At 58.7% G+C, this 24834-nt stretch carries 23 protein-coding genes; 14 read left to right on the top strand and 9 right to left on the bottom strand.

The window, feature by feature from the left end; translation table 11 throughout:
* Positions 1-24 precede the first annotated feature (24 nt).
* The 4 genes from KW837_RS12440 to KW837_RS12425 all read left to right on the top strand — a co-directional run bounded on the left by KW837_RS12440 (position 25) and on the right by KW837_RS12425 (position 4327).
* Positions 25-948, top strand: coding sequence for a LysR family transcriptional regulator (locus KW837_RS12440; protein WP_218396058.1), 924 nt, complete (start codon positions 25-27; stop codon positions 946-948).
* Positions 949-1119: 171 nt separating this feature from the next.
* On the top strand, positions 1120-2220 hold the full coding sequence (locus KW837_RS12435) for an alcohol dehydrogenase catalytic domain-containing protein (protein ID WP_218396056.1): 1101 nt from the start codon (positions 1120-1122) through the stop codon (positions 2218-2220).
* Between the two features lie 133 nt (positions 2221-2353).
* The gene (locus KW837_RS12430) at positions 2354-3502 is read left to right on the top strand and encodes a hypothetical protein (protein WP_218396054.1); all 1149 of its coding nucleotides are present in this window, start codon (positions 2354-2356) and stop codon (positions 3500-3502) included.
* Between the two features lie 81 nt (positions 3503-3583).
* The gene (locus KW837_RS12425) at positions 3584-4327 is read left to right on the top strand and encodes an SDR family oxidoreductase (RefSeq protein ID WP_218396052.1); all 744 of its coding nucleotides are present in this window, start codon (positions 3584-3586) and stop codon (positions 4325-4327) included.
* Between the two features lie 60 nt (positions 4328-4387).
* On the opposite strand, the gene KW837_RS12420 is transcribed toward KW837_RS12425, so the two are convergent.
* Complete coding sequence (locus tag KW837_RS12420) at positions 4388-5074, bottom strand: TetR/AcrR family transcriptional regulator (protein ID WP_218396050.1); 687 nt, start codon at positions 5072-5074, stop codon at positions 4388-4390.
* 230 nt (positions 5075-5304) lie between these two features.
* Between KW837_RS12420 and KW837_RS12415 the strand changes: the two genes are divergently transcribed.
* Positions 5305-6240, top strand: coding sequence for an alpha/beta hydrolase (locus KW837_RS12415; RefSeq protein WP_218396048.1), 936 nt, complete (start codon positions 5305-5307; stop codon positions 6238-6240).
* Between the two features lie 101 nt (positions 6241-6341).
* Positions 6342-7979: an NAD(P)/FAD-dependent oxidoreductase gene (locus KW837_RS12410; RefSeq protein ID WP_218396046.1), complete on the top strand. Its 1638-nt coding sequence runs from the start codon at positions 6342-6344 to the stop codon at positions 7977-7979.
* Between the two features lie 171 nt (positions 7980-8150).
* Here KW837_RS12410 and KW837_RS12405 read toward each other — a convergent pair whose 3' ends face one another.
* The gene (locus KW837_RS12405; RefSeq protein ID WP_218396043.1) at positions 8151-9656 is read right to left on the bottom strand and encodes a hypothetical protein; all 1506 of its coding nucleotides are present in this window, start codon (positions 9654-9656) and stop codon (positions 8151-8153) included.
* 81 nt (positions 9657-9737) lie between these two features.
* Positions 9738-11207, bottom strand: coding sequence for an aldehyde dehydrogenase (locus tag KW837_RS12400; protein ID WP_218396041.1), 1470 nt, complete (start codon positions 11205-11207; stop codon positions 9738-9740).
* Positions 11208-11313: 106 nt separating this feature from the next.
* Between KW837_RS12400 and KW837_RS12395 the strand changes: the two genes are divergently transcribed.
* From KW837_RS12395 to KW837_RS12390, 3 genes are all read left to right on the top strand, one after another.
* The gene (locus tag KW837_RS12395; RefSeq protein ID WP_218396039.1) at positions 11314-12090 is read left to right on the top strand and encodes an enoyl-CoA hydratase-related protein; all 777 of its coding nucleotides are present in this window, start codon (positions 11314-11316) and stop codon (positions 12088-12090) included.
* Between the two features lie 109 nt (positions 12091-12199).
* Positions 12200-12502, top strand: coding sequence for a transposase (locus KW837_RS28755; protein ID WP_256348728.1), 303 nt, complete (start codon positions 12200-12202; stop codon positions 12500-12502).
* Positions 12499-13353, top strand: a complete 855-nt coding sequence (locus KW837_RS12390; protein ID WP_371317130.1) for an IS3 family transposase — start codon at positions 12499-12501, stop codon at positions 13351-13353. The genes KW837_RS28755 and KW837_RS12390 overlap by 4 nt, the downstream gene beginning before the upstream one ends.
* A gap of 21 nt (positions 13354-13374) precedes the next feature.
* On the opposite strand, the gene KW837_RS12385 is transcribed toward KW837_RS12390, so the two are convergent.
* A complete protein-coding gene (locus KW837_RS12385; RefSeq protein ID WP_218396037.1) occupies positions 13375-15552 on the bottom strand; it encodes an acyl-CoA dehydrogenase family protein in 2178 nt (725 codons plus the stop codon).
* 100 nt (positions 15553-15652) lie between these two features.
* Between KW837_RS12385 and KW837_RS12380 the strand changes: the two genes are divergently transcribed.
* Positions 15653-16192 (top strand): thioesterase family protein, encoded by a 540-nt coding sequence (locus KW837_RS12380; RefSeq protein WP_218396035.1) that lies wholly within the window; start codon positions 15653-15655, stop codon positions 16190-16192.
* A gap of 102 nt (positions 16193-16294) precedes the next feature.
* On the opposite strand, the gene KW837_RS12375 is transcribed toward KW837_RS12380, so the two are convergent.
* The 3 genes from KW837_RS12375 to KW837_RS12365 all read right to left on the bottom strand — a co-directional run bounded on the left by KW837_RS12375 (position 16295) and on the right by KW837_RS12365 (position 19205).
* Positions 16295-17548: a cytochrome P450 gene (locus KW837_RS12375; protein ID WP_218396033.1), complete on the bottom strand. Its 1254-nt coding sequence runs from the start codon at positions 17546-17548 to the stop codon at positions 16295-16297.
* A 107-nt stretch (positions 17549-17655) separates the two neighbouring features.
* Entirely contained in the window at positions 17656-18867 is a 1212-nt protein-coding gene (locus KW837_RS12370; RefSeq protein WP_218396031.1) for a CaiB/BaiF CoA-transferase family protein, read from the bottom strand.
* Positions 18868-18884: 17 nt separating this feature from the next.
* Positions 18885-19205 (bottom strand): 2Fe-2S iron-sulfur cluster-binding protein, encoded by a 321-nt coding sequence (locus tag KW837_RS12365; RefSeq protein ID WP_192343170.1) that lies wholly within the window; start codon positions 19203-19205, stop codon positions 18885-18887.
* Between the two features lie 276 nt (positions 19206-19481).
* On the opposite strand from KW837_RS12365, the gene KW837_RS12360 reads away from it, so the two are divergent.
* Genes KW837_RS12360 through KW837_RS12345 form a run of 4 tightly spaced genes read left to right on the top strand, consistent with a single transcriptional unit; the run spans position 19482 to position 22516 of the window.
* On the top strand, positions 19482-20636 hold the full coding sequence (locus KW837_RS12360) for an acyl-CoA dehydrogenase family protein (RefSeq protein WP_218396029.1): 1155 nt from the start codon (positions 19482-19484) through the stop codon (positions 20634-20636).
* A 2-nt stretch (positions 20637-20638) separates the two neighbouring features.
* Positions 20639-21637 (top strand): acyl-CoA dehydrogenase family protein, encoded by a 999-nt coding sequence (locus tag KW837_RS12355; RefSeq protein ID WP_218396027.1) that lies wholly within the window; start codon positions 20639-20641, stop codon positions 21635-21637.
* A 54-nt stretch (positions 21638-21691) separates the two neighbouring features.
* Positions 21692-21979: a hypothetical protein gene (locus KW837_RS12350; RefSeq protein ID WP_218396025.1), complete on the top strand. Its 288-nt coding sequence runs from the start codon at positions 21692-21694 to the stop codon at positions 21977-21979.
* Positions 21980-22000: 21 nt separating this feature from the next.
* Positions 22001-22516, top strand: a complete 516-nt coding sequence (locus KW837_RS12345; protein ID WP_218396023.1) for a MaoC family dehydratase — start codon at positions 22001-22003, stop codon at positions 22514-22516.
* Between the two features lie 27 nt (positions 22517-22543).
* Here the strand turns inward: KW837_RS12345 and KW837_RS12340 are convergent, their stop codons facing one another.
* On the bottom strand, positions 22544-23614 hold the full coding sequence (locus KW837_RS12340; RefSeq protein ID WP_218396021.1) for a hypothetical protein: 1071 nt from the start codon (positions 23612-23614) through the stop codon (positions 22544-22546).
* Between the two features lie 5 nt (positions 23615-23619).
* Positions 23620-24834 (bottom strand): cytochrome P450, encoded by a 1215-nt coding sequence (locus KW837_RS12335; RefSeq protein WP_218396019.1) that lies wholly within the window; start codon positions 24832-24834, stop codon positions 23620-23622.

Raw genomic sequence — 24834 nt, 5'->3', positions numbered from 1 at the left:
CAGCTCGCTGATTGGTACGTATGGATGAAAAGGCTCGACGCCAGACAGTTGAATTACTTTGTTGTGCTTGCTGAGGAGCGCTCGTTTACGCGCGCTGCGGCCAGGCTGCATGTGGCACAACCTTCCATTTCTGTTCAGATCCGCAAGCTGGAAGAGTTTTTTGGATTCGCCCTGTTCCTGCGCTCCACACGGAGTGTCGAGCTTACGAAGGAGGGGCAGGAGATTCTCGGCAGTGTGGCGGCCGTAGTCGATACCAGTCGCAAACTTCGGGAGCATGCCTCAGCTCTTCGGGAGCGTAACGACTTGTCCTGTCGCCTTGGCGCGACACCATTTTCGGTCTTCGTACCCGAGCGCACACAGGTGGTGTCGGCGGCCGCGAAGGACTATCCGTCGTTGCTGTTGGAGGTCATTGGTACCCCTCAGCCTGAGCAACTGGATGCATTACTGAGAATGGAGATTGATGCAGCGTTCTACATGGGCCACGAGTTGCAGGACTCGAAGCTGTTTGAACGCTTGGTGATCCGGCGGGTACCGTTCAACCTAGTGGTACCGGCGAACAGCGCGCTTGCGGCCAAACCATCCATTGCACTTGCTGACCTCGCGCAGACGCCCATCGCATTTTTTGCCCGAGAGCATGGCCCCGTGCTTTTCGATCAGCTAACCCAATGGCTTGTGCAGGACGGCGGTGCGCAATGCATCGTGCCTCCAGAATCCCATCCGTTTGCACTCGCTAGTTTTGCAGCGGCACAAGGTATCTGCGCGATCAGCATTGATTGGTTTGTTCGGGGAGACAGTGTTCCTGACGGGCATGTGGTGCGTCCATTTGCCGAACCGCGGGTGTCAGCAGAAATGTCGCTGGTGCGTCTTGCGCAGATGCAGCGAAAGCGCGGCCTTGAACAATTCTGGGCCAGTGCCCAGCACTACGTCCAAGCTATCCAGCACCCATAAACCTTTCCCATCATCCTCTCCTGTGTCTTTACAACTGTCTTCTGGACAGCCGCTTCCTGTTCGTGTCAGAGTGAGAAATGAAGGTTATCTAGGTTAACTACGATAACTAAAACAGCGCTACCCACACAGGGCGGCAGCCAAGCAGGCCAGTCCCGTCCCAGGAGAATAAAAATGCCCCTTTCGGTTAAAGCCGCCGTTGCATTCGGCCCCAACGAGCCTCTGCAGATTCGTGAAGTGACTCTTGCTGATCCAGGCCCTGGTGAAGTGTTAGTGAAGCTGAAGGCCACCGGCCTTTGTCATTCGGACCTGAGTGCCCTCGAAGGCAAGATCCCGCAGGCGTTCCCAGTGATATTGGGGCATGAGGGGGTAGGGGACGTGGTCGCAGTTGGTGAGGGTGTCAGCGAGTTTGCCGTGGGTGATCGGGTGATTCCGTACCTAGTGCCTGATTGTGGCGAATGTGCGTTCTGCAAGTCGGGGCGTACTAACCTGTGTGTGCAGATGCTGGCGCGCCGCCAATCCGCGAAAACACCGTTTTCGCTCGATGGTCAGCCAATTGCCTCTTACATGGGGCTCGGCACCTTCGCCGAAATGACCGTCGTGCCGGTCGACAGCCTGGTCAAGGTCAATGAGCAGGCACGAACTGATCATGCGTGCTGCATCGCTTGCGGCGTAACTACCGGCTTGGGGGCTGCGATGATCACCGCCAAGGTCACGCCAGGATCTTCAGTGGCGGTATTCGGTACCGGCGGCGTGGGGCTCAGTGTGATTCAAGGGGCCAAGATCGCCGGTGCGTCGCGAATCATTGCCATCGACACCAATTCGGCCAAGGCAGAGGTGGCTAGGAAAGTCGGCGCCACCGATTTCATCAACCCAAAGGAGGTTGAGAACGTTGTTGCCGAAGTCCAGAAGTTGACCGGTTTGGGCGTCGATTTTGCGTTCGAGTGCGTTGGAGTTCCAGCTCTGGCTCGACAAGCCTTGGAAAGTACCAACCCGGCTTGGGGACTTTCGGTATGCGTAGGGGTGATTCCTGCTGGCCAGGAGCTCAGCACTGTTCCTTTTACCCTAATGACCGGCCGGAAATGGACAGGCTCATTGATGGGCGGTGCCAAGCGCCAAGACGTAGCGCGCTTCGTCGACATGTACGTGGAAGGCCAATACAACTTGGACGATCTGGTCTCCCATCATCTCGAACTCGATGAGATCAATCGTGGTTTCGACATGATGCGCACTGGTGAGTCCGTTCGGTCGGTCGTGGTTTATTCGGCTGAGTGACGCATCGGGCAGTCTGTGCCGTCGACTCGGATTGAGCAGACGGCGAGGTACTGCCTCTCTTCAACAGCAACACCTTGCGCGACGCCAAAACTGGCCGGCGTCGCCAGCCAAAACAATAAGAGGATGTACAAACATGAGCAACGCACGCTTCACATCCGATCAATTGCGCGAATTGACCCAGTTCAAGGTCGAGGTTCATGACCCGCGTTATATCGTAGAACCCATCGTCTCGGGCGGTGAGTTTCTGTATGACCCCCAAGTGCTCTGGGATTGGCGTGAAGACTGCGCCTGGGGGCTGTCGGATGGGTCCATTTTAATCTCGGAAATCGGTGGGCAACCCCAGGCGCAAACTGACTGGTCGATGGGACACGGCGGTCTCTATCGCCTACATGCCGACAATCGCTGGGAAACGCTGATGGCTCCTGGCGTAGGGCGGCAAGCTGGCGTATTCCGGCCCATCATCGCGCCAGCGGATTGGGGCGATTGGGGTAATCACATTTTCTTTTGCAGCCAAGTGGTGCCGCACCGCCGGGGTGCCGTGATGGATCATATGATCTATTGCCTGGCGCCGGGCGAGAGCATTCCATATCCCTTCGCCATCGCACCGCGATCAGGCAAAGAACAGATCTCCGGCGCTTTGCTGCCGGGTGTATTCGGTCGCAAGGGCACACCGGAAGAAGGTCTGCTGCTGATTTTCAGCATGCATAACAGCACGATCTACGCAGTACGCCCGGATGGTTCTGTCACACCTTGGTTGGTGATGGACGGCGAACAAGGTCCGGGGCCGGTCATGCCGTATCGCTTGTATTACGCCGATCCGCAGGTGGTGGGCGAGGAGAACATGCTGGTGCTTGAAGGAAAATGGAGTACCAACTTCGGCGGAGAGCAGACTCATGAATTCCGCACAGCGAATTATCGTATCGCCGATGGCACGGTTCATCCGCAGCCTATTGCTGCCTTGCAGGGTGGCACTACACTGCGAGCCCCGAAGGGCTTCGGTCCGTTGGGTGGGGAGGCATTCCGTCCCGAGTACGCGGGGTTCATGTCTTCCGTTCATTGGGCAGAAGGTGATTCCAGCGCGCCTCTGCCTTATACAACGTCAATTATTCATCGCGACTCCGAGGGCCGGGAGCATGTATTCGCTTCCAATATCCAGGCGGGCCAGAACCTGATCGGTTTCGCCGGTGACCGGATGATCGTGACCAACACGGGCCACAGCTACTCCTCGGGGAATTTCAAATACCCCGACGGCTCAGTGTTCGCCATTCGTTACGTAGGCTGAGGGTTGAAATACATCCGCTGCGCGGATCCCGATGAATCTTCGGATTTTGCGCGGTGGATGAGTTAGACGGGGGATCACGCGATGCAAGAAAAAAAGCCGGCCCTGGAACTGGAAGGCAAGGTGGCCTTGATCAGTGGTGGGGCGCGGGGGATTGGTGCCGCCATCGCCACTTTGTTCGAGACACGTGGGGCGAGGGTGGTGGTGGCAGACATCAGCTTCAGCGAAGAACGCCATGAGCGAGGGCGCCTGTTTCTGCCACTGGATGTAAGTCAACCTGGGGCATGGGCTCAGACGGTGGCGAGTACTCTCAGGGTATTTGGTCGGCTGGATATCTTGGTCAATTCGGCAGGGATATTCACCGTGGCGGCGATCAAGGATGAGACCCCTGAACGTTTCATGCGCATGGCCCAGATCAACCAGCTGGGCGTTTTTCTCGGCATGCAGGCAGTACTCGAAGCGCTGCAAGCGAGTGGCGGCGGCAGCATCGTGAACTTGTCATCTGCAGCCGGGTTGACCGGAACGCCTAGGACCATTGGTTACTCGGCGACCAAGTGGGCGGTCCGGGGCATGACCAAGGTTGCCGCGCTTGAGTTCGCGCCCTTCAATATTCGGGTCAACTCCATCCATCCTGCAGCAGTGGCTACGCCGATGCTGGGGGACATGGCTGCCAACGCCGGAAAAAGCACGCCTATCGGACGCGTTGCGCTACCGGAGGAAGTGGCGGAGTTGGCGTTGTTTCTGGCCAGTGATGCCAGTCGTTACAGCACCGGCTCCGAGTTTGTCTGCGATGGCGGACTGACTGCGGGGTCGGCACTCCAAGGGTAAACGCCGGCGCCGGGAACACGATGTGCCTCGTGTTTCTTGGCATGTGTTCTCGTCGAGTGCTCATTCGCCGGTGGTGAGAGCGCTGATTGCGAGCTGCTGTTCGATTCGGCCTAGCCGGGCCACGACGTCCTCCAGTCCTGGGTCGCGCCGAGCTAGCAAGGCAGGCATCACGAAGTCGTTCACGTAAGCGAGCAGCTCGGAGAAGTTGTTTGACCAGGGGGGCGGCAACTGGCGTATGGAGCTCGCATTGCGAACCAACCACTCGGCCATCTGCTCTGGGCTCAGGTCGGTGCGCAAGCTGCCATCACGCTGACCGGTCTGTAACAGCGGGAGCAACGGAGCCGCCAGCAAACGCCTGGCTTCCTCCGTGTTGACGACCATGTTGGAGAGGCGCATCAGTTCGCCGCTGTCTTCGATCATTTTCAGAATGGGCGGGTCGGATTCGCGGCCCGATATACGCGTGACCACCCAGGCCACTCTAGCGCTTACCGGCATCGTGGCGTTTTCGCTGTCGTGAACAGCTGCCGCGAATAGATCGCGGGCGGAGCGAACGGCCAGTTCCACTATCACGGCATCTATGCCGGCGAATTGGCGGTAGAAGGTGCCGCGCGATACGCCGGCCTCCTGCAGTACATCTTCTACGCGTGCACCGCGCAACCCATGCTGCTCGAAGCAGGTCATCGCTGCAGTAAGAATGGCTTCGCGACTGTTGGGCGCCCGTTTTGGCGCCGAAGAAGGGGAGGTCATGAGTATACGTTCGTCTCTATATGTATTGTCATTGTGTGATTTATCAGGGATTATGTATATACATAGTCCGTTAAATGTCCAAGATTCAGGTGTGCAAAGTCGCCAATATGTTCAGTTCGGCGGCGGTCATTTTTCGCGACGGTTGGGCTGCCCGGCTACCTGCCTTTTCAGAAAAGTGCTGTCGGCAGCCGTAGGTATTGCCCATCGTTAGGTTGAAAAGGATCGCAAGCATGCCTCTAGATTCGCACAGCGCTGCACTCGCGGAGCTCTTTGCCAAGGCGAGAGTCACCCCCCTGAACGAAATGACTGCCTTACAGGTGCGTGAAGGCGCTTCCAAGTTGCGAGCAATGTACGGGCAGGGGCCTGAGATGGGCAATGTCCACGATGTGCTCGTGCACAGTGGCGGTGCCACTATTGAGGCGCGTCTGCTCGTGCCCCGTGCAACTCCTAAAGCCCTGATGGTCTATTTCCATGGCGGTGGTTGGGTCACCGGGCATATTGACGACTTTGACACACTGGGGCGCAAGTTGGCCGAGCGCACGGGGTGCGCGGTATTGCTGGTGAACTACCGTCTGGCTCCGGAAGCGCGTTTCCCCGCTGCGATTGATGATGGGATGAACGCCTTGCAGTGGGCCGCCGCGCAAGGGCGTGAACTGCTCGGCTCGGATTCGCTGCTTCCCCTTATTGTTGCCGGCGACAGTGCGGGCGGAAATATTGCTGCCGTGGTAACGCGCCGTGCGCGGGACAAAGGGCAGCCGCACATTGCCGCTCAGGTGCTTCTCTATCCGGTCACTGACGCGGACTTTGAACGACCTTCCTATCTCGATCCGAACCTGCAGCCGCTCCTGACTGGCGAAATGATGCGTTGGTATTGGGATCACTATCTGCCCGATGCCGCACAACGCCAGCATCCGGACGCGTCTCCGCTGCAGGTGAACGATGTGCGCGGGCTGCCTCCGACCCTGCTGATCACCGCCGAATACGACCCCCTGCGCGACGAAGGCGAGGCATATGCGGCTCGACTGGTCGATGCGGGCGTACCGATGCAGTTCGAGCGTTACCCAGGGCAGTTCCACGGCTTTGTTTCGTTCGTGAACGTACTGCCTGGTAGCGCTGCCGCAATCGAGCACATTGGTCGGTTCATCGACCATCGACTGGCACGCTAGTCCACCTAACCTTTAACCCCTGCTCGGTGTAACAGCTGGTGTCCTTCGCTCAGGCTGTTTAGCACCGAGTTCTCTTACCTACCCACGAGGATAGTCAGAGCATGTCCGAGCATTTCTCTTCCACCCCGCAAACAGAGGCGGATCATTCCGGTCAGGTCGATGCGGTTATCGTCGGCGCTGGCTTTGCTGGTCTTTACATGCTGTACAAATTGCGCGGCCTGGGCCTGCGTGTGCAGGTATTCGAAGCAAATGCCGACGTGGGTGGAACCTGGTACGCCAACCGTTACCCCGGCTTGCGCTGCGATGCCGAGAGCGTGGAGTACTCCTACTCCTGGTCGGAGGAATTGCAGCAGGACTGGTGCTGGAGCGAGCGTTTCGCGACCCAGCCGGAGATTTTCAGTTATATCCGCCACGTTGCTGAACGTTTCGACCTGCGGCGTCATATCCAATTCGAGACGCGCGTGACTTCGTCGTTGTTTGACGAGGCCACAGGGCTCTGGCAGGTGCGTACCAATCAGGGCAATGCCATCAGCGCGCGTTACTTCATCATGGCCAGTGGCTGCCTATCTTCGGCGCGCTTGCCGCATATCGAAGGGCTCGAAAGCTTTGCAGGTGAATCCTATCACACCGTCGACTGGCCCAAGGCTGGGGTCGATTTCCGCGGTAAGCGAGTAGGCATCATTGGCACCGGCTCGACCGGTGTTCAACTTATTCCGGTTGCTGCTCAACAAGCCGAGCACCTATATGTGTTCCAACGTACACCTGCCTATGTGGTGCCGGCGCGTAACGCTCCGCTAGAAGCTGACTATGTCAGCAAAATCAAAAACGACTACGCAGCGATCCGCGCGGCGGCGCGCCAGCAGGGACTGGGGCTGCATCCACGTCCGACCGAGTCTGCCGTTGAAGTTAGTGCCGAGACGCGGGAGCAGACATTCGAGCGCCAGTGGGCGGTCGGCGGCCCGCAGTTTATGTTCACCTACAAAGACATGCTGACCAACAAGGAGTCCAACCAGTACGCGGTGGATTTCCTGCATCGCAAGATCCGCAGCATCGTCACTCGGCCTGAGGTCGCGGACGAGCTCTGCTCGCACGATTACCCGGTAGGGGCCAAGCGTATCTGTGTGGGCACTGATTACTACGAAACTTACAACCGCGACAACGTCAGCCTGGTCAACGTACGCAAGTCGCCCATCGAGCGCATCGTGCCGAAGGGTATCCGCACCCGGGATGGTGAATACGCGCTGGACGCGATCGTTTTCGCCACGGGTTATGACGCCATGACAGGTGCCTTGCTCGATGTGGATATCCGTGGTCTTGGCGGCCGGCGTCTGGCGGACAAATGGGCGGCCGGGCCGCAAAACTACCTCGGCGTTTCGGTCTCCGAGTTTCCCAATTTCTTCATGATCACAGGGCCGGGCAGTCCGTCGGTATTCTCCAATGTCGTGCTGTCGATCGAACAGCATGTTGATTGGGTATCCGACTGTCTGCAGTACATGCAGGAAAAGGGGTGGTCGCGGGTGGTGGTCAAGGAGCAGGCTGTTCTCGACTGGGTAGAACATGTCAATCAGGTGGCCAACTCGACGCTGATTCCGCAAGCCAACTCCTGGTATGTGGGTGCGAATATCCCCGGCAAGCCCCGGGTGTTCATGCCCTACGTGGGCGGCGTCGGCCCCTTCCGCAAGAAGTGTGATGCGGAGGCAGAAAGCGGGTACGCCAGTTTCGAGTTCTCTGCCGTATAAAAACAGCAGGGAAGGCGAGTCGCACAAGTGCGATTCGTCTTCCCCGCAGTTCCTCCGCTGTCGAGTCCCCTTATAGGGGAGCCGCGGTGGCAAAGTTGTTCATTCGGGATGATGTGTTGTTAGCTCTTTGAGCAGCGCACAGTCAGTACGCCGCTCAGATAGGTCGAGGTGTTACTGATGAGTCATTCGGCTGTCTGACTTATCTACCCTGAACTGCAATAGGCCCTTCTCACCACTGCTGATGTGGCCGCGGCAGCCAATGGGGTCTGAACCCAGTAGTGCCTTGATCGATGCATCGTCGTTGCATGCCACCAGTGCCACAACTCGGTCCCCATTTGGGGTCCTGGTCACGACCGGTGCCTGGCTAGGCGCACCGTTGCGGTCGTAGATAATGGTGAAACTCTCGATCGTGGCGATGCCCTGGTAGCTTTCCAGGAGTGGCGGCTGAGGGCCGGCAGCCGCATTGGCATCAGCTTGCACATCGAGCATCTGCGGCGGCTGTTTCGGTGGTTTGGTGGCGAGCACGACGGCAGCATGCTTGGTGACGAACTCCCCTTGTCCATAGATCAGTGCAGTCTGCCCCTTGCGTTCCCGCAGAGCTCGAACGGCTGCCGCCAATGCATGGGTCATGTAGTTGTTCGCCGGACCGCCGAAAAAGGTCAAGCCTCCCGCAAGGCTCAACGGTTTCTGCTCTGGAAGGCCAAGGGCGCGGCGGGCCATTTTCGGTACGGTAGGAAAGCAGCTGTACAGCTCCACCAAGTCGATCTCGGACGGCTCCAGGTCAGATTGCGCTACGGTGCTGCGCAGTACAGCATCCTGGGCCGTGCTATGAGCAAAACTGTCGCGACTGAGGAAGTCCTTTGGCTCGTCGGCGCGGGCGCCGCTCCAGATGTAGATGAGCTGTTCTTCGGCAATGCCGGCGGCACGTGCACGGGCCAGGCTGGTTATCAGAATGGCGCCGGCCTGATTGACCAAGGGGTTTGCCACCATCAGTTTGCGATAGGGGTAGGCAATCAGGCGATTGCTGTCGGAGTCTTCGACAACCTGTTCAACGGTATGCGGTTTACCAAGCCAGGCGGTCGGATTATGCGCAGCCGCATCGGCGTTCTGACTCCAAATCAGGCCTGACTCCTGTTGCGCCTGTTCCAGGCTCTGCCCCCAGGCGTGGCGGGTGGCGTTCTCGTAAAGCGGATAGACCTGGGTGGGCTGCACCAGGCCATATCGTGCTGCATGGGGGGTGACGAAATCCAGGGCAGTCAGTTGCCTGGCTGCTGGATCCACCGGGCCCCATTCCAAGGGTTTGCTGTCCTGCGCGGCACGGGCACGCGTACGCGTTGCTTCCGCCCCGCACACGAGAGCCACGCGGCTCACGCCGGCAGCGATTCGTTCGGCAACCTCACCCAATAGTCGTACCGGCTTTTCACCGCCGGCCAGGCTTTCCCCGGTTCGCTCCGGCGTTACACCGAGATCACTGGCAAGCAACTGTCCGATGTTTTCGTATTGGCAGCTCATGATTGCGACAACGTCGATGGAGTCGATCTGTTCTAACAGGCCTCGTGCTTCGTCGCCTGCCAGCTTCGCCGCCATGGCGAGCAAGGTGCGGGGTTCGTGGAGGTTGTCACGGTCGAGGCATTCACCGACGCCCACGATCACGGGTATGCGCAGAGGATCGATCATCCCGGGCGCTCCTTCTTGTTGTTGGATTGAGAGGATGGGGACGCGCCTGAGGCGCCGGCAATAAGCCGGCAGCCTATAGCGTTACAGCAGGGTGTAAACGGACTTGGTTTCGAGGAACGGCGCGATGCCTTCAAAGCCAGATTCGCGGCCCCAGCCCGATTGTTTGAAACCACCAAATGGCATGGCCTTGTCGAGAATGCCATAGCAGTTGATCCAGACATTGCCGGCGCGAATCAGCTTGGCTGCTCGATGGGCGGTGCTGACATTGCTGGTATAGATGCCCGATCCCAAGCCGTACGGCGTGTCGTTGGCCAAAGCCTCCAGTTCATCCAGACCATCGAAGGGCATCGCCGTGACCACCGGCCCGAAGATTTCCTCTTCGGCAATGCGAAGGGCCTTGCGCTCCCGGTTGGCGAATACGGTGGGAGTGACGAAGAAACCCTTGTCTCCATGGCGTTGGCCGCCACACACCAGCTCGGCACCTTCGCCCACGCCACTCTCAACATAAGCCAGAACGCGGGCCATCTGTTGAGCCGAAACCAGCGGCCCCATCTGGGTTTGCGGATCCAGACCACTGCCCAGGCGCATCGCGGCACCCATCTTGGCGACACCCTCGATTACCTGGTCGAAGATGTTGCGCTGGATATACAGGCGAGAGCCGGCAAAGCAGACCTGGCCGCTGTTGGCGAAGATCGCCATGGCGGCGCCGGCAATGGCTTTGTCCAGGTCGGCATCGTCGAAGATGAACAACGGGGACTTGCCGCCCAGCTCCAGGGTCACGCGTTTGAGGTTGCTGTTGGCCGAGGCGTGTACCAGTTTCTTGCCTACTGCTGTCGAGCCGGTGAAGGTCAGTTTGTCGATATCTGGATGGTCCGACATGGCCTGGCCGGCGACATGCCCGTAGCCATTGACGATGTTGATCAGCCCTTTGGGAAATAGCTGCCATTCATCCAGCAATTCTCCGAGGCGTACAGCAGACAGAGGCGTCTGTTCAGCGGGCTTGCAGACGATGCTGCAACCGGCTGCGAGAGCGGGTGCGATTTTATTAACCAGGACACCCAGAGGGGCGTTCCAGGGCGTGATGGAGCCCACCACGCCCACTGGCTCGGACTGGGTATAGGCATGCAGCTCGCGGCCATTACCAGAAATTTCTGAAGTCTGGCCATGCAGTTTGGTGACCATGCCGGCGTAGTAGCGAACGCCGTTCACCAGGCTCGCGACTGTGGCTTTGGCGAACATCAGCGGCATGCCGTTATCCCGCACCTCCAGTTCTGCGAACTCGTCGACATGGGCTGCAATGCGATCAGCGAAGGTCCACAGCGTATTGGCGCGGTCATGGGCGCTGAGCTTGCGCCAGGCGCGGGAGTCGAAGCAGTCGCGCGCTGCTGCCACGGCCACATCGATATCTTCGGCAGTGCCGGCCGCCACCTCGCCAATTTTCTCGCCACTGGCCGGGTCGACTACTTCGATGGCTTCGGTGCCGGTGGAGGCTACGAATTCACCACCAATGTAATGACCACGGCTTCGATCGCCTTGCGAATGCTTTGACATTGCAACCTCCTATGTAACGTAGTTAACTATATTGACTTATTAAACTATAGTGACGTGGCGAAGGACAGGCAAGCCCCAACTGCTTGTCGAAATCCGGAGGTGGTGAGTGGACGAGGTATTGAAGGTTTCACGTGTGGGCGATCACGTACTGCTGGTAAAGATCAATCGACCCGAGAAGCGCAACGCCATTAATGGTGAGATTGCGCAAGGCATCGGCCGCGCCGTCGCTCTAGCTGAACAGGACTCGCAAATCCGTGCGGTGGTGTTGTCATCCACCGGCGACCAAAGCTTTTGCGCGGGTGCGGACCTGGCTGAGGTGGCCGCTGGCAACCACGCGGCGTTACTGACCAAAGAGGGCGGTTTTGCCGGCATCATCGAGGCGCGTCGCACCAAGCCGTGGATCGTTGCCGTAGACGCCCCGGCGTTTGGCGGTGGCGTGGAAATCTGTCTGGCCTGCGATCTGCTGGTCGCCAGTGAAGTCGCCAGTTTTGCGCTGCCAGAGGTCAAGCGCGGCATCTATGCCGGTGGGGGTGGTGTATTTCGCCTGCCGCGACGAATTCCGCCGGCGATTGCCTATGAAATGTTGCTGATCGGCGACGCCATCTCGGCCAAACGGGGTTACGAGTTGGGTTTGGTGAACCGTCTAGTGGCAACTGGGCAGGCTGAGGCGCAGGCCTTGAAGATGGCCGAACAGATTGCCGAAGGCGCACCCATTGCCGTGCAACAGAGCTTGCGGGTAGCGCGCTTGGCAGGGGATCCGGATGAGAGCGCCTTGTTCGTTGCCATGCGCGAAGCTGGCAAGCTGGTGCGTGAAAGCGCCGATGCAAAAGAAGGTACGCGAGCGTTTCTCGAACGCCGAAAACCGGTATGGACAGGTAGTTAAGACACTTAGCCTGGACGCAACCCGCATTGCAGCCCAGGTGAACTGGCCTAATGATTTTGGACACTTCAATCGGGCGCTATGATGGCGCCCAAATCTGAGGTGTTTGGATATGCGTAAATCTTATTCCAGTGAGTTCAAACTCAAGGCCGCCAGCATGGTGCTGGACGAGGGCCAGTCAGTTCCCGATGTTTGTGCCAGTTTGGATATTGGCCCTACCGCCTTGCGCCGTTGGGTCGACCAGGTTCGCAAAGAACGCTTGGGTTCGACCCCGGTGGGGGCCAAGGCAATCACTGCCGATCAGCGGGAAATTCAGCAGCTCAAAGCGTTGCTCAGGCAAAAAGACCTGGACATTGAAATCCTAAAAATGGCCAGTGCTCTCCTGCTTTTGGACTCCAAAGATCATTCTCGCTGATCAATGAGCTGGGCGAGCAGTACGGCGTTAACAATTGTTGTCGGGCGTTTGGAGTCACCCGTAGCAGCTTTTACGCCTGGCGTCAGCGCCAGGGCAAAGTGAATCCTGAGCGGGAGAAACTTAAGGCCGTGCTGGTCAAGCATCATAAGGAATCCAGAGCGTCCGCAGGGTCTCGCACCCTGTCCAAGGAGCTGCAAGCCAAGGGGTATCGTGTCGGGCGCCATATGGCTCGCAGCTTGATGCGCGAAGCCGGTGTTGCCAGTCATCAACGGCGGCGGCACAAGTACAAATCTTCCGGCGTTGAGGCGCTGGTGGCGCCGCATGTGCTCAAGCGCAAGTTTGATGTCACGGCGGTTAACCAAGTGTGGTGCGGCGATGTGACCTACATCAAAGTCGGCACACGCTGGATGTATTTCGCGGCGGTTCTGGATCTGTTTGCCCGCAGGATCGTGGGCTGGTCGTTTTCGATGATTTCCGATGCCACGCTGACCTGCGAAGCGTTGCGGATGGCGGTCGACCTGCGAGGCCGGCCAAAAGAGGTGCTGTTTCATTCTGATCAAGGTTGCCAATACACCAGCCACAAACTCAGGAATGAGATGCGCAAACATGGACTCCTGCAAAGCATGAGTCGCAAAGGTGAGTGCTGGGACAACGCCCCGATGGAGCGTTTCTTTGGAAGCCTCAAGTCAGAGCGGGTACCAGAAGATGGCTACCGCTCGGAACATGAGGCGCGGGTGGATGTGCAGCGTTATGTGATGCGTTACAACAACGTCAGGCTCCACAGCTACAACGACTACCGGTCGCTATGGAGAAGCTGGCGGCATGAAACCGTAACTGGTGTCCAAAATTAGTTGACCAGTTCAAGGCTGCACTCATCGTGGCAGTCCGAGGCCGCGCTGTGCAATCAACGTGCGTTGAATTTCCGCCGTTCCGCCGCCAATCACGGCCATGATCGAGGCGCGCACATGCTGCTCTATCGAGCCAGCTATAGGCGCCAAATCACTCTCTTCGCTGAGCGTGGCGCCGATGCCGAAAAGCTCTAGTGCGGTTTCGCCCAACCGTTCGGCGAACTCACCGGTGAACAACTTGCTTACAGCCCCTTCCAGCAAAGCGGGGGCGCCTTTTTGTAGCAGTTGGACGGAGCGCATGGCCAAGAGTCGAGCAGCGTGCAGCTCAGCGGCCAGACCACCGATACGATCCAGGACGACGGCATCGTTTCGGCGTTCGTGCAAGGCGCCGGCGATATTTTCCAGCAGTGCTTTCAGGCGAGCCACGCTGCCGCCCATGAGTACCCGTTCCGAGGCGAGAGCGGATGTAAGCACCCCCCAACCACCATTGAGTTCGCCCACCAGGTTGCTCGCCGGTATGCGCACGTCGTCATAGAACACCGTCGAGAACGTACGACCATAGAGCGCCATGCTGGGGTGTATATCGACGCCTGGCGCGTCCGTAGGAACAATGAACAGACTGATACCCGCATGTTTGGGTTTGGCGTCCGGGTCTGTGCGCGCTGCCAAAAATACATGGGTGGCGGTCTCGGCCAGCGTGGTCCAGAGCTTCTGGCCGTTAATCACGAATTCATCGCCATCCCGCGTGGCGCGGGTACGCAAGGAGGCGAGGTCCGAGCCTGCTTCCGGTTCGCTATAGCCTAGGCAGAAGCGTGCCGCTCCGCTGGCGATCAGAGGCAGAAATTGATCCTGAAGCTGCTGGGAGCCGAATTTGATCAACGCCGGTGCGATAAGCCAACTGCCTGCCTGGGACAAAGCTATAGGGGCTCCACAGCCATGAATTTCTTCAACAAATGCCAGTTGCTCGAGCGGCGATAGACCCAGGCCACCGTGGGACTCGGGCCAGTTGATACTGAGCCACCCCTGTTTACCCAACTCGCCAATAAAGTTGAGGTCCGAATCGCGCTCGGCAAAGGGACGCTGGCAGGACGCCGCGCGTGCTTCGGCATCCCAATGTTGACCCAGCCAGGTACGTACCTGTTGGCGCAAGCGCTCCGCATCTGGATCGTTCCGGAATGGCGGAAAGGGGGTGCCGTTTTGCAGCAGGTGCTTGCCCAGCTGAAGGCGAGCTTCAGGGGCGCTGCCAAGGCGCAACATATCGGCATGGATGCGGCGAAAGTGTCGAGGCAGTTCATGCTCTTCGGCATAACCGATGGCACCAAAGGCATGGTGTAGCTCCAGGGCGACCTTGCGCAGACCTGGGCTGGCGACAGCGAGGAGGGCGGCGGACTCAAAGGCTCCCTCGCCGGCTTCGATTGCGTCGGCGCAGTTGTCGATCATCAACTCGCAGATATCCAGGTTCACCATGCAATCTGCCAGCTTGTGCTGGACAGCCTGGAAGCGTCCGATAGGCTGGCCAAACTGTTCGCGCAAGCGCACATAGCTCACGGCCAGCTCCAATCCTCGACGTCCAGCGCCACTGGCGCGTGCGCAGAGCAGCAGGCGGGCCAGCCTGGCCGAGTGCTCAGCGAATCGAGGCACCAATGCAATCACCTTGCAGGCCACATTTTCCATTCGCAGTTGAACCAGTGCGGGGGTCGCGAAACCTGGGGTAGGCTCGGCCACCAATCCGCTGGCAGTGGTTTCGATCAGCGCGGCGCTCTGCCCGTCGTCGGCTATGGCCAACAGGTGAGTGGCCAAGGACCAGTCTTCGATGGCCGCCATTTGTCCGTTCGCCCGATCGCCTTCAAGTTGTAGAGAGCCCGCCAGTCTGTCGCCATCGAAGCGCCCCAGTGCGACAGTAATACGCAGATCGCCACGCGTCAGCGCGTTGGCTTGTGTCACGTCCAGAAGGGGAAGGGCGATGGCAGCGCCGATCAGCGGTATGGGCGCTGCGACGCGGCCGCATTCATTCATGACCATGGCCAGGTCCTGAGCAGAGCGCATCAACACCACATCGTTCGCGCATAGCGCTCGCCACAGGGTTTCCAGTGCGGCGGGGGAGGTTGAGCGGGTGACGGCCTCTTCTGCCGGCCAGATTCGCTTCAGGATGCTTCTCAGCGCCAGGCGTAGCTCTTCACGTTCTTCATGATTGCTGTGCATGAGTGTTCTCTTGTTATGGGTATGCTAACAAAGTAAACGTAGATTACTATGTTTGCTATATTGGCAGGGAGCACAAAGATTCCGCAAGCGAGGTGAACAAATGGCTGAAGATGTGAATGACAAGCGCCGGGTGTTGCCGCCGTTGCCGACGGTGGCGCCCATTGAGGCATTGCAATCCGAGGTCGGAGAAATCTTTATCGATGCCAACGGCCATATGGGGGCGGCCAACTACATCCTGGTTTTTCAACAAGGACTGCCGAAGCTCTTCCGTCCCCTAGGGTTTGGTCCGGCCTATCGTGCTCGTGGTCTTACCTGCTTCCAGCGGGAGGCGCATATCACCCATGAGCGCGAACTGCTTCTAGGGGACCCGATCACCCTCTACAGCTGGTTGATCGGCTTCGATGAGCGCTGCTTTCATCACTACCACGAGATGCGCAGAGGCCCCGATGGCCCGTTGGTGGCCACGATTGAATACTTGACGGTGAGCGTTGACTTGGCGACGCGCCGCTCTGCGCCTTTTCCAGAGGATGTCAGGGAGCGTCTGCATACCCTGATGCAGGTGTTTGCCAAGGTGAAGTGTCCTGGCCAAACGGGTCGCAAGATAGCTTTGCGCACCAAGCAACCACGTTCCGCTCATTAGCTGCTTTTATCGCCCACTCATGCGCTGCAGTCGCCATAAAAAAGAACCGAGATTCCGATAAGAAATCTCGGTTTTTTCACACATAGCAGGATTGCCGATGTCTTATTGTTTCTGTTGGGCTGCCCAAGAAAGCCACAGTTCCGAAACCACCAGAACCATGCTGGAGTCTTGCTGCGGTACGGTGCCCGGCTTGACCTGAAACTCGGGCATGCGCTTGAACCATTCTTCCAACCAGACCAGCATTTCCTTCTTGGCGAGAATCGAACCCGGGCAGCGGTGCGGACCATTGCCGAAGGTCGCATGGGGAATGGGCGCCGGACGATCAAAGTCGATCTTCATCGGATTGGGGACGGTCGCATCGTCCAGGCCGTAGAGATAGCTGAATTGCTGAATCTGGTCGCCAGCCTTGAGTTGCACGCCGAGGAAATCCATATCCTGGGTTACCAGGCGCGCTGTCATTGATACGCCGTGACGACGAATCAGCTCTTCAGCTGCGTGTGGAATTACGGCCGGATCCTCTCGCAAGCGGCGTTGCAACGCTGGATCCTGGGCCAATGAGAGGCAGCAGAACCCCATCAGGTTCTTCACGGTGTCCAGTCCGCCGGACAGCAGCAGGGTAAGCATGCCGACGGCTACGTCATGGGGAATCTGCTCACCGTCTACCTTGGCGTTGAGGATTTTGGTGATGAGGTCATCGCGAGGGTTCTTTTCGCGCTCGGAAACGGCGTCCTCGATGTAGCTCTTCAAGGCCATTCGCGCATGGTGGATTTTGGTCGGATCCGGCGAGCGGGCGATTTCGTTGGCCGGTGGCAGCAGGCGTTCGCGATCTTCCAATGGCAGATCCATCATGGTTAGAAACACCACGATTGGCAGTACCGAGGTGAACTCCGACACGAACTCGCATTCGCCTTTGTCCTTGAAGCCTTCGATCAGGTCGATAGCGAACTTACGCACCATATCCTCGGCGGCCTGAATCACCTTCGGTGAAAAGGCCGGCGAGATCAGAATGCGCCACTTGGCGTGCTCGGGTGGGTCTTTTTCCATCGGTGGCGCCGGGAAGGGACGCGGGTTGTTTGGCACTAGGGCTGCCCGCATGGAAAAACCAACCGCGTCGTTCTGCACTTTGAGAATGTCTTCGCCGCGCGTCACCATCCAGTAGCCGCCATGACGCGGCGTCCAGAAAATCGGTGGTTTGTCCTGCTGCACCTGCTTCCAGGCCGCGTGTGGACCTTCTTTGGCTCCTGGCAGGTTGAAAATGTCCACGTCATAGACCAGGTGCGGGGGGACGTGTGCTGGCGGATCGGTCAGTTCCGGGTACGTCCTGTAGAGCGGTTTCTCTTGGGCTACTGAAGTCATCTGGATACCTCGGTTAGGGCGAGTTGGTGTCAGCTGTGGCACGGGGCGGATGTCTGCGTGCCAATGCAAAGGAAAATGGCAGCCTCGAAGGGCTGCCGGGCGTGGCGTCAGATTGCGCCGCTATCTGCCAGGCTCTGAACCTGCTCGTCGCTGTAGCCCAGTACCTGGGTAAGCACCTGGTGGGTGTGCTGGCCAATGGTTGGGGGCGCGCTAAACGTATCGACAGGGGTCTTCGAGAGCCTCATCGGGCTTTTCACCAAGGGCACCTTGCCAACGGTGGGGTGGGGGACCTCAAAGAACAGTTCACGGTGGCGCACCTGGGGGTCTTCGACCACTTCATTGGCTTGGTAGATGGGGGCTACTACCACGCCTCTGGCGACAAGGTCGTCGAAGAGCTCGCGAGTACCGCGCTGTTTGATTTTCTCTTCCAGCAACGAAACCAGCAGGTCTTGATGAAGAACCCGGTCCTTACGTACCGCAAAGCGCGGGTCTTCCTTCAGTTCTTCCAGGCCCAGGGCATCGCACAGCTTGCGATAGTGCACTTCGGCACCCGCCTGAATATTGAGGTAGCCATCCGCGCACTTGAATACCTGCGCTGGGCATGAGCCCGGCGATTTGGTGCCCAGGCGCTCGGGAATCTTGCCTTGCAACGTCCATTCGATGGTCCGCGGTGCCATGGCCGCCACGCCGACGTCGAGCAGTGCCAGGTCAATGTATTGGCCACCACCCCCTGCATCGCGGTGACGCAGTGCAGCGAGGATGGCAACGGTGGCATACAGCCCGGTCATCTCATCGATGATGAAAACGCCAACCCGCTGAGGGCCACCGTCCGGTTCGCCGGTAACGGCCATCATACCGCTCATGCCCTGGAACGCAGCATCGTATCCGGGGCGTTTGGCGTAAGGACCGCTTTGGCCGAAACCGGTAATGGAGCAATAGACAAGCTGCGGATTGATCTTTGCCAGGCTGTCATAGTCGAGCCCGTAACGCGCCAGGTCGCCGACCTTGTAGTTTTCGATCAGCACATCCGATTCGGCAGCCAGTTTGCGAATGATTTCCTGGCCCTGCGCTGTGGTGATATCCACGGTGACGGAGCGCTTGTTGCGGTTCGAGCACAGGTAGTGCCCGGACTCAGGAGTCTCGCGTCCGTCCGCATCCACGGCATATGACGGGCCATAGCTGCGCATGTCGTCGCCGACCCCGGGACGCTCGATCTTGATCACGTCTGCACCCAGGTCGCCTAGGGTTTGACCGCTCCAGGGAGCGGATACTATCCGCCCCATTTCCAGTACACGCAGGCCTGCGAGTGATTGGGACATCATCTACTCCTGGCTGATCAGTATTGGGAGGCGGGGAGGTGTACCACCAGGCCGTCCATATCGTCGGAAACCACGACCTGGCACGTCAGCCGACTGTTGGGCCGGGCATCCACTGCACATTCGACCATCACCAACTCCTCGTCGGTTGGCGAAGGTATGCGGTCAACCCAATCATCATCCACATAGGCATGGCACGTGGCGCAGCTCAGGCAGCCGCCGCACTCGGCGGTAAGGCCTTCTACGCCATTGGCCAAGGCGACCTTCATCAGAGAGTCGCCACTCTGCGCCTCGACCTCGATGCGCTTGCCGTTGTGTTCGATGAAGGTAATTCGGGCCATTGTTGGCTACTCCTCAGTTTCTTGTTGGTTCCCGAATCCTGGTTAAGGAGTGGATCTCGGGTTTCTCTATGGAAATGCCCAGAAGGTTTGGTTATCCATGGGGCTTGCGTGCTTAATAGTCAACTTATATACCTAAGTTTGTCAACTTGCACTTTAGAGCGGTGGAGCACCCGATGATCGCCGGTGAAAAATCTGCGAACGAATGGGCTAGGCAGACGATTGTTCCTCCTTCTATACTAACTAGGTTAGCTTATTTAACTATTTGTCGGAGATGCCATGAATTTCTACCCTGGCGAAGAGGATAACCTCTACCGCGATCGCATGCGGGAACTGGCCGATAGCTACGGCTGGCCTGAGATGAAGGCGCTGCGGGGAGAGATTGAAGGCCTGCACATCGAGCGCTATTCGATGACATTCCAGCGCCAATTGGCTGCGCGGGGGCTGATTGGGCTGACCTGGCCAAAACCTTATGGCCAGGAGGCGCGGGTCGATCAGCAGTTGTTGATGGCGGAGGAGTTGGAGTGCCAGGGCTTCCCCGGTTATGGCCTGACGACCAACCAGCGCGGCGGCGGCATGTTGCTGCGCAGTGGTTCGCCCGAGCAGATCGCCGAGCATTTGCCGCATGTTGTCGATGGCAGCTGGACATACTGCCAAGGGCTTTCGGAGCCTGGCGCCGGCAGTGATCTGTTGTCCTTGAAGACCCGTGCGGTGCGCGATGGCGATCACTATGTGGTGAACGGTGCGAAACTCTGGACCTCGTCCGCGCATGTGTCGACTTGGTGCAGTCTGTTGGTGCGCACAGACCCTGAACAGGTACGTCATCGCGGCTTGTCGTTACTGCTGGTCGACCTCAAATCACCAGGAGTGACTATCCAGCCGGTCTGGGTGTTGGGTGGTTGGCGGGTCAACGCTGTTTTCTACGATGACGTTCGTGTACCTGCCGCCAATCTGGTCGGTGATGAGCATCAGGGTTGGCGCGTGATCACTGGCAATCTGGATGAAGAGCGAGCCATGAGTTTTGGTGGTACCGAAACTCGCCTGCTTTGCGCTCGATTGATTCATCGCCTATCGGAGCAAGCAGACCACCTGAGTGAAAATGATCTGACCACCCTGGGTCGATTCATCATGGATCTGGAAGCGGACCGCCTGTTGTATCTGCGCGTGGGGCTGTCGGCCGCACGTGGCGAGGACACCTCGGGTACCGGCCCCATGAGTAAAGTCCACGGCTCTGAACTGGCCCAGCGCTTCATCGAGTGGGCTACCGAATTGCTCGGTCATGTCACGCTCTATCCGGAAGGGGACGACGTGCTGGCAGCTGACTTTGAACAACAACTGCGCGTGGCCACCGTGCTGACTATTATCGGTGGGACCAGCGAGGTACAGCGCAACATCATTGCCAATCGCCAACTGGATCTGCCAAGGAGTAATTGAGCATGTTGGATGAACGTTGGAGCGACGAAGTCGAGGAAATTGGCGACACCTTGCGCAAGGTTCTTGCCAAGCAGTGCAGCTCTGTACAGATTCGAGAAGCGGAGGCGCTGCCCTCCGGGCTATCGCCGACGCTGGCTGATGAGCTGAGTGCATTCGGGCTGGATGATCTTCAGGCTGAGCCAGAGCTGTTCGCGCGAATCGCCTACGAATTGGGGCGAGCCTTGGCACCGACCGATTATATAGAAACCATACCGGTACTGGCACTGACCGGCACCTGTGGTGTATCGGTAGCTTTTGATGGACCAGTTCCAGCCTCCATCGGTCGCGTGGCGGTTAAACGCCAGGATGGTGTGTATATCGAAGAACTGCAGGGCGAAGCCAGGCGCACCACGGCTGGAGACAGTCTGGTTGAGCACCTGTCTGGTCAGGCATCCGCTGTAAAACTGGGTGACGCCGGGCTCGCGGATCGAATCGGTCGCTATGCGGCGTTGATCGAGGCCGCGCGCATGACGGGGGCTGGTCAGGCCCTGCTGCAGTATGGTCTGGCCTACGCTCGCGAGCGCGAGCAGTTCGGCAAGATCATCGGTAGCTACCAGGGAGTTGCCAATCGTTTGGCCAATGCGGCGGTCATGCTCGATGCAGCCGAGCTGTTGGTACGCAAAGCGGCATTTACGGCGGGTGCCGAGGTTGGTGGCGATGGTGCGCCGTCGGCGGAGTTCGCCATCATGGTGCGAGCCAAAGCGGTGGATGCGGCGCGTTTTGTCGCCACCACAGTACACCAGACGTTTGGTGGCAATGGTTTCGCTATGGAGTACGACGTACAGCTTTATAGTCGACGGCTGCGTAGCTGGGCCAACCGTGGTCAGCGACCCGGCAATGGCCTGGCCGAGCTGGCGCGAGCGATGCTCGACCCGACACGCCGCGATGCCGTACGCCTGCTATGGCATTACGAAAAGGGCATGCCGTTGCCGCGGTGGGCGCGCGAAGCGGATGCGAGCTGAAGCAGGTTCGTTCCTATGCCAGTGCCAGGACGCCGAGAAGTTAGCAGTGCCGATATGTCCGTCGGCACGCTCTCGCACATGACCACTACGCCATCGCTGCCACCCATTGCATTGCGACGTGTTAGCGGTTTGGCGATTTGCCATGGTCGCGATAACCGCTGGCTGATGCTCTTGCAGTTCCTGGTGGCCTGGCTTTTGATGATCCTGATTTCGCTCGGCGGAGGGCGCAGCATCGATACGCCTGCTCTTCATCTTCTCCGGCCAAGCACCTCGCAATGCGGTTGTTGTGCCCCCGCAGAGGCGGTGCAACGTAACAGTTTGCGTGAGCTGGCGGTGAGGTAAATGACCCCATGAGAGAACATTATGACTGACACGGCCCCTTCGGCGTCTGAGCGCCAAACTATCAGCTTTGCAGAGCTGCAACTGCTTCAGGGCGAACTCACCGGCATATCGGACTGGATCACCATTGACCAGATGATGCTGGATGGGTTTGCCGATGTGACCGGCGATGATGCGTTTATTCATACCGATCCTGAACGCGCTGCACAGACGCGATTTGGCGGTACCATCGCCCACGGTTTGCTGGCGCTATCGCTGCTACCTTCGATGATGCGAGCGGCGCTGCCCGCTATCGAGGAAAAAAAGATGGGTGTCAACTACGGCTACGATCGCATCCGTTTCACGGGTACGGTTCCGGTCGACAGTCGCGTAAGAGGTCATTTCACTTTTGTGGAAGTGACCGAGCGATTGCCGGGTTTCCATGTACTCCGTTATCACGCCACCGTCGAAGTTGAAGGGCAAAACACCCCTGCGCTTGTTGCTACTTGGTTATTGGGTTTGTGGGTGACCCATGGAGCCGAAAAGCGAACGGGCGCGTAGGACGGGCCACGCGCTTTCCAGCGTTGGCTAAAGTGATCCATCAGTAGTCTGGCGGGCGCTGATGGCACCCAATGCACCCAGAATCGAGTTGACCTCCATCACGTGTTCGGCCGTCTTGATTAGGCGATCAATATCGCTGGGCTGGGGTTGGAGAAATACCGACGGGCTCCAGGAGCCGTTCACCGCTTGACGCGCAATGAACCAGTCGACCATCTGTAAGAGGTGTGGCGTCCAGTCGCGCGTCGTATCGATTGTTGCAAGTGCGGCAGCCCCCCAGCCGAACTTGCAAAATTGCACCGACGCCAAGTCGTCGACTTGCGCCGCGCTTCCCGACAGATTCCTCGCCAACAGACTGGAAGCCAGATCCAGCGGCTGCTCAAGACGGTAACGCTGACCGTATGCGGATAGGAAGACCGCCGCCATGCCTGGGGTGTAATAGGTTTGACGAGGCAGGCTGAAGTCCGTGATCGACAGCCACTCCAGGCTTTTTTCCGGCGTCTCGAGCAGGCCCTTACCTTGGCGAAAGGTATAGAAGCGACTGCCGGCATTTGCCGGCTGGAGCTCCAGGAGTTCTCGAATCCATCGGTATACGCCATCGGCGATATCCTGCTGTCCAGTGATCACGGCTGCCTGGCCTACCTGAGCGGTAGATAGCAGGTCGTGAAGGTCTGCGCTTCTGTTTTGGGGCGGTGCGATAGGCAATCCACCAGTGGCGGGATCTTGCAGTTTGCGTAGTGCGATCATCGCGGCGGAGGCAGTGTCGAAGTGTTCAGTCAGCCAGGCGCCGATCGCGAAATGAGCCAGTGGGTAAGCGAGAAACCGTCCGCTACCCAGAGCCGGGCCGGGGGCAAAGCCCCCATCTGCTGCCAATTGTGTGCGCTCGGCCCAGGCGACCACCCGAGCCGCCGCGTCGCTTTCACCGGAAACGGCGAGCGCCCAGGGAACACGTGCCCAGCCGTTGCGTTCGCGTGCGCCAACCGGTTCTCCGCTGGTGCTGATGTGATCGAGAAGCCAGCGTACGCCACGATCGCGCGAGGCCCGGATATGCGAAATGCTGGCGGCGAGGCTGGTGCTCGGTGGCGAACCAAAAATGCTCATGTCGCTCAGCTCTCTGCCGGTGGAGTGAAGGTAGCGGGCATGCTCGAAATCCCGGCCGTGTTGGCGAAAGATGGATAGAGCGTGATCTGGCTGTGATCAATCTTGTAATCCGGAATTCTGTTGATGACGGCGCGCACCATCTGGCGAATTTCTACGCGAGCCAGGGGGGCTCCCAGGCAGCGATGCTCGCCACCACCAAATGAGAAGTGATCCTTGCCGTTGGCACGGTCCAGTCGAAACTCGGCCGGGCACTTGAAAACCGATGGGTCGCGATTGGCTGCCGCCCACGAGAGCAGTACCCGGTCACCCTGTTTCAGCTGCTGCCCATGGAGTTCGAAGTCGCGGGCGACGGTACGAGCCGTACCATGATTCGGCGGATTCAGGCGCAGCGTTTCTTCCACCAGACGATCCAGAAGGTCGTCATTGGCGAGCAGTTGCGGGTAGAGCTCACGATGATTTTCAAGCCACAGCAAAACACTGAGGGTGGCCGCCATCACCGTGCCAAAACCGCCAAAGATGGCGGCTGACAGCATGCCAACCTGTACATCTTCGGTCAGAGGTTCACCCATGGCCTTTTTGGTGGCCAGTGCACTGATGATGTCCTTGCGTGGGTCTTCTTTTCGCTCCCTGAGCACTTCGCGCATTTTCGTTTGAACGTTGAGAATTTCCTTGATGGGGTAATCCGGATGGTCTGTCGGCAGCAACGAGGCTTTGTGTGCGGCCAGCATGAACTCTTCCCAACGCTCGGGGTCGATGCCCACCAGCGCCATGGTGGTCTTGGCGGCGACGCGCATGGCGAAGTCGCGGGCAAAGTCCAGTTTTCCCAAATGAATTACCCGATCCAGTGCTTCTTCTACGTGCCCCTTCACCACATCTGCCTGCTGCCGCACGGCAACCGGAGCGAAGTAGGGCGCCTCGATCAGGCGGCGAGCATGGTGGACGGGCGGATCGCTTTCCGATAACGCCAGGGTATAGGGCAGTTCCGGAATCAGAATGCCTTTGGCCCAGGGCTTCTCTGGGTTGTTATGCGAGGATGAGAATGAATCCGGATCGCCAGCGGCCTGTGCGACATATTCGTGCTTGCTCAGAATCCAGTATCCACCGTGGGCCTCGGACCAGGCTACGGGGCAGCGTGTGGCACGTTGCTCGGCCTCTTCGGCCCAGTTGTGACGGTATGCTGGGTTGTGATGGTCGAAATCGATAACGAGCTTATCGGACAT

Source organism: Pseudomonas sp. PDM24 (genome assembly GCF_019218905.1).
Lineage (GTDB): Bacteria > Pseudomonadota > Gammaproteobacteria > Pseudomonadales > Pseudomonadaceae > Aquipseudomonas.
Note: the sequence above shows the minus strand (reverse complement) of the source record. Positions and strands in the feature narration are given on the sequence as shown.

Coding starts and splice junctions, on each gene's coding strand:
- KW837_RS12440 (WP_218396058.1), top strand. CDS start 25: ATGAAAAGGCTCGACGCCAGACAGTTGAATTACTTTGTTGTGCTTGCT.
- KW837_RS12435 (WP_218396056.1), top strand. CDS start 1,120: ATGCCCCTTTCGGTTAAAGCCGCCGTTGCATTCGGCCCCAACGAGCCT.
- KW837_RS12430 (WP_218396054.1), top strand. CDS start 2,354: ATGAGCAACGCACGCTTCACATCCGATCAATTGCGCGAATTGACCCAG.
- KW837_RS12425 (WP_218396052.1), top strand. CDS start 3,584: ATGCAAGAAAAAAAGCCGGCCCTGGAACTGGAAGGCAAGGTGGCCTTG.
- KW837_RS12420 (WP_218396050.1), bottom strand. CDS start 5,074: ATGACCTCCCCTTCTTCGGCGCCAAAACGGGCGCCCAACAGTCGCGAA.
- KW837_RS12415 (WP_218396048.1), top strand. CDS start 5,305: ATGCCTCTAGATTCGCACAGCGCTGCACTCGCGGAGCTCTTTGCCAAG.
- KW837_RS12410 (WP_218396046.1), top strand. CDS start 6,342: ATGTCCGAGCATTTCTCTTCCACCCCGCAAACAGAGGCGGATCATTCC.
- KW837_RS12405 (WP_218396043.1), bottom strand. CDS start 9,656: ATGATCGATCCTCTGCGCATACCCGTGATCGTGGGCGTCGGTGAATGC.
- KW837_RS12400 (WP_218396041.1), bottom strand. CDS start 11,207: ATGTCAAAGCATTCGCAAGGCGATCGAAGCCGTGGTCATTACATTGGT.
- KW837_RS28755 (WP_256348728.1), top strand. CDS start 12,200: ATGCGTAAATCTTATTCCAGTGAGTTCAAACTCAAGGCCGCCAGCATG.
- KW837_RS12385 (WP_218396037.1), bottom strand. CDS start 15,552: ATGCACAGCAATCATGAAGAACGTGAAGAGCTACGCCTGGCGCTGAGA.
- KW837_RS12380 (WP_218396035.1), top strand. CDS start 15,653: ATGGCTGAAGATGTGAATGACAAGCGCCGGGTGTTGCCGCCGTTGCCG.
- KW837_RS12375 (WP_218396033.1), bottom strand. CDS start 17,548: ATGACTTCAGTAGCCCAAGAGAAACCGCTCTACAGGACGTACCCGGAA.
- KW837_RS12370 (WP_218396031.1), bottom strand. CDS start 18,867: ATGTCCCAATCACTCGCAGGCCTGCGTGTACTGGAAATGGGGCGGATA.
- KW837_RS12365 (WP_192343170.1), bottom strand. CDS start 19,205: ATGGCCCGAATTACCTTCATCGAACACAACGGCAAGCGCATCGAGGTC.
- KW837_RS12360 (WP_218396029.1), top strand. CDS start 19,482: ATGAATTTCTACCCTGGCGAAGAGGATAACCTCTACCGCGATCGCATG.
- KW837_RS12355 (WP_218396027.1), top strand. CDS start 20,639: ATGTTGGATGAACGTTGGAGCGACGAAGTCGAGGAAATTGGCGACACC.
- KW837_RS12350 (WP_218396025.1), top strand. CDS start 21,692: ATGTCCGTCGGCACGCTCTCGCACATGACCACTACGCCATCGCTGCCA.
- KW837_RS12345 (WP_218396023.1), top strand. CDS start 22,001: ATGACTGACACGGCCCCTTCGGCGTCTGAGCGCCAAACTATCAGCTTT.
- KW837_RS12340 (WP_218396021.1), bottom strand. CDS start 23,614: ATGAGCATTTTTGGTTCGCCACCGAGCACCAGCCTCGCCGCCAGCATT.
- KW837_RS12335 (WP_218396019.1), bottom strand. CDS start 24,834: ATGTCCGATAAGCTCGTTATCGATTTCGACCATCACAACCCAGCATAC.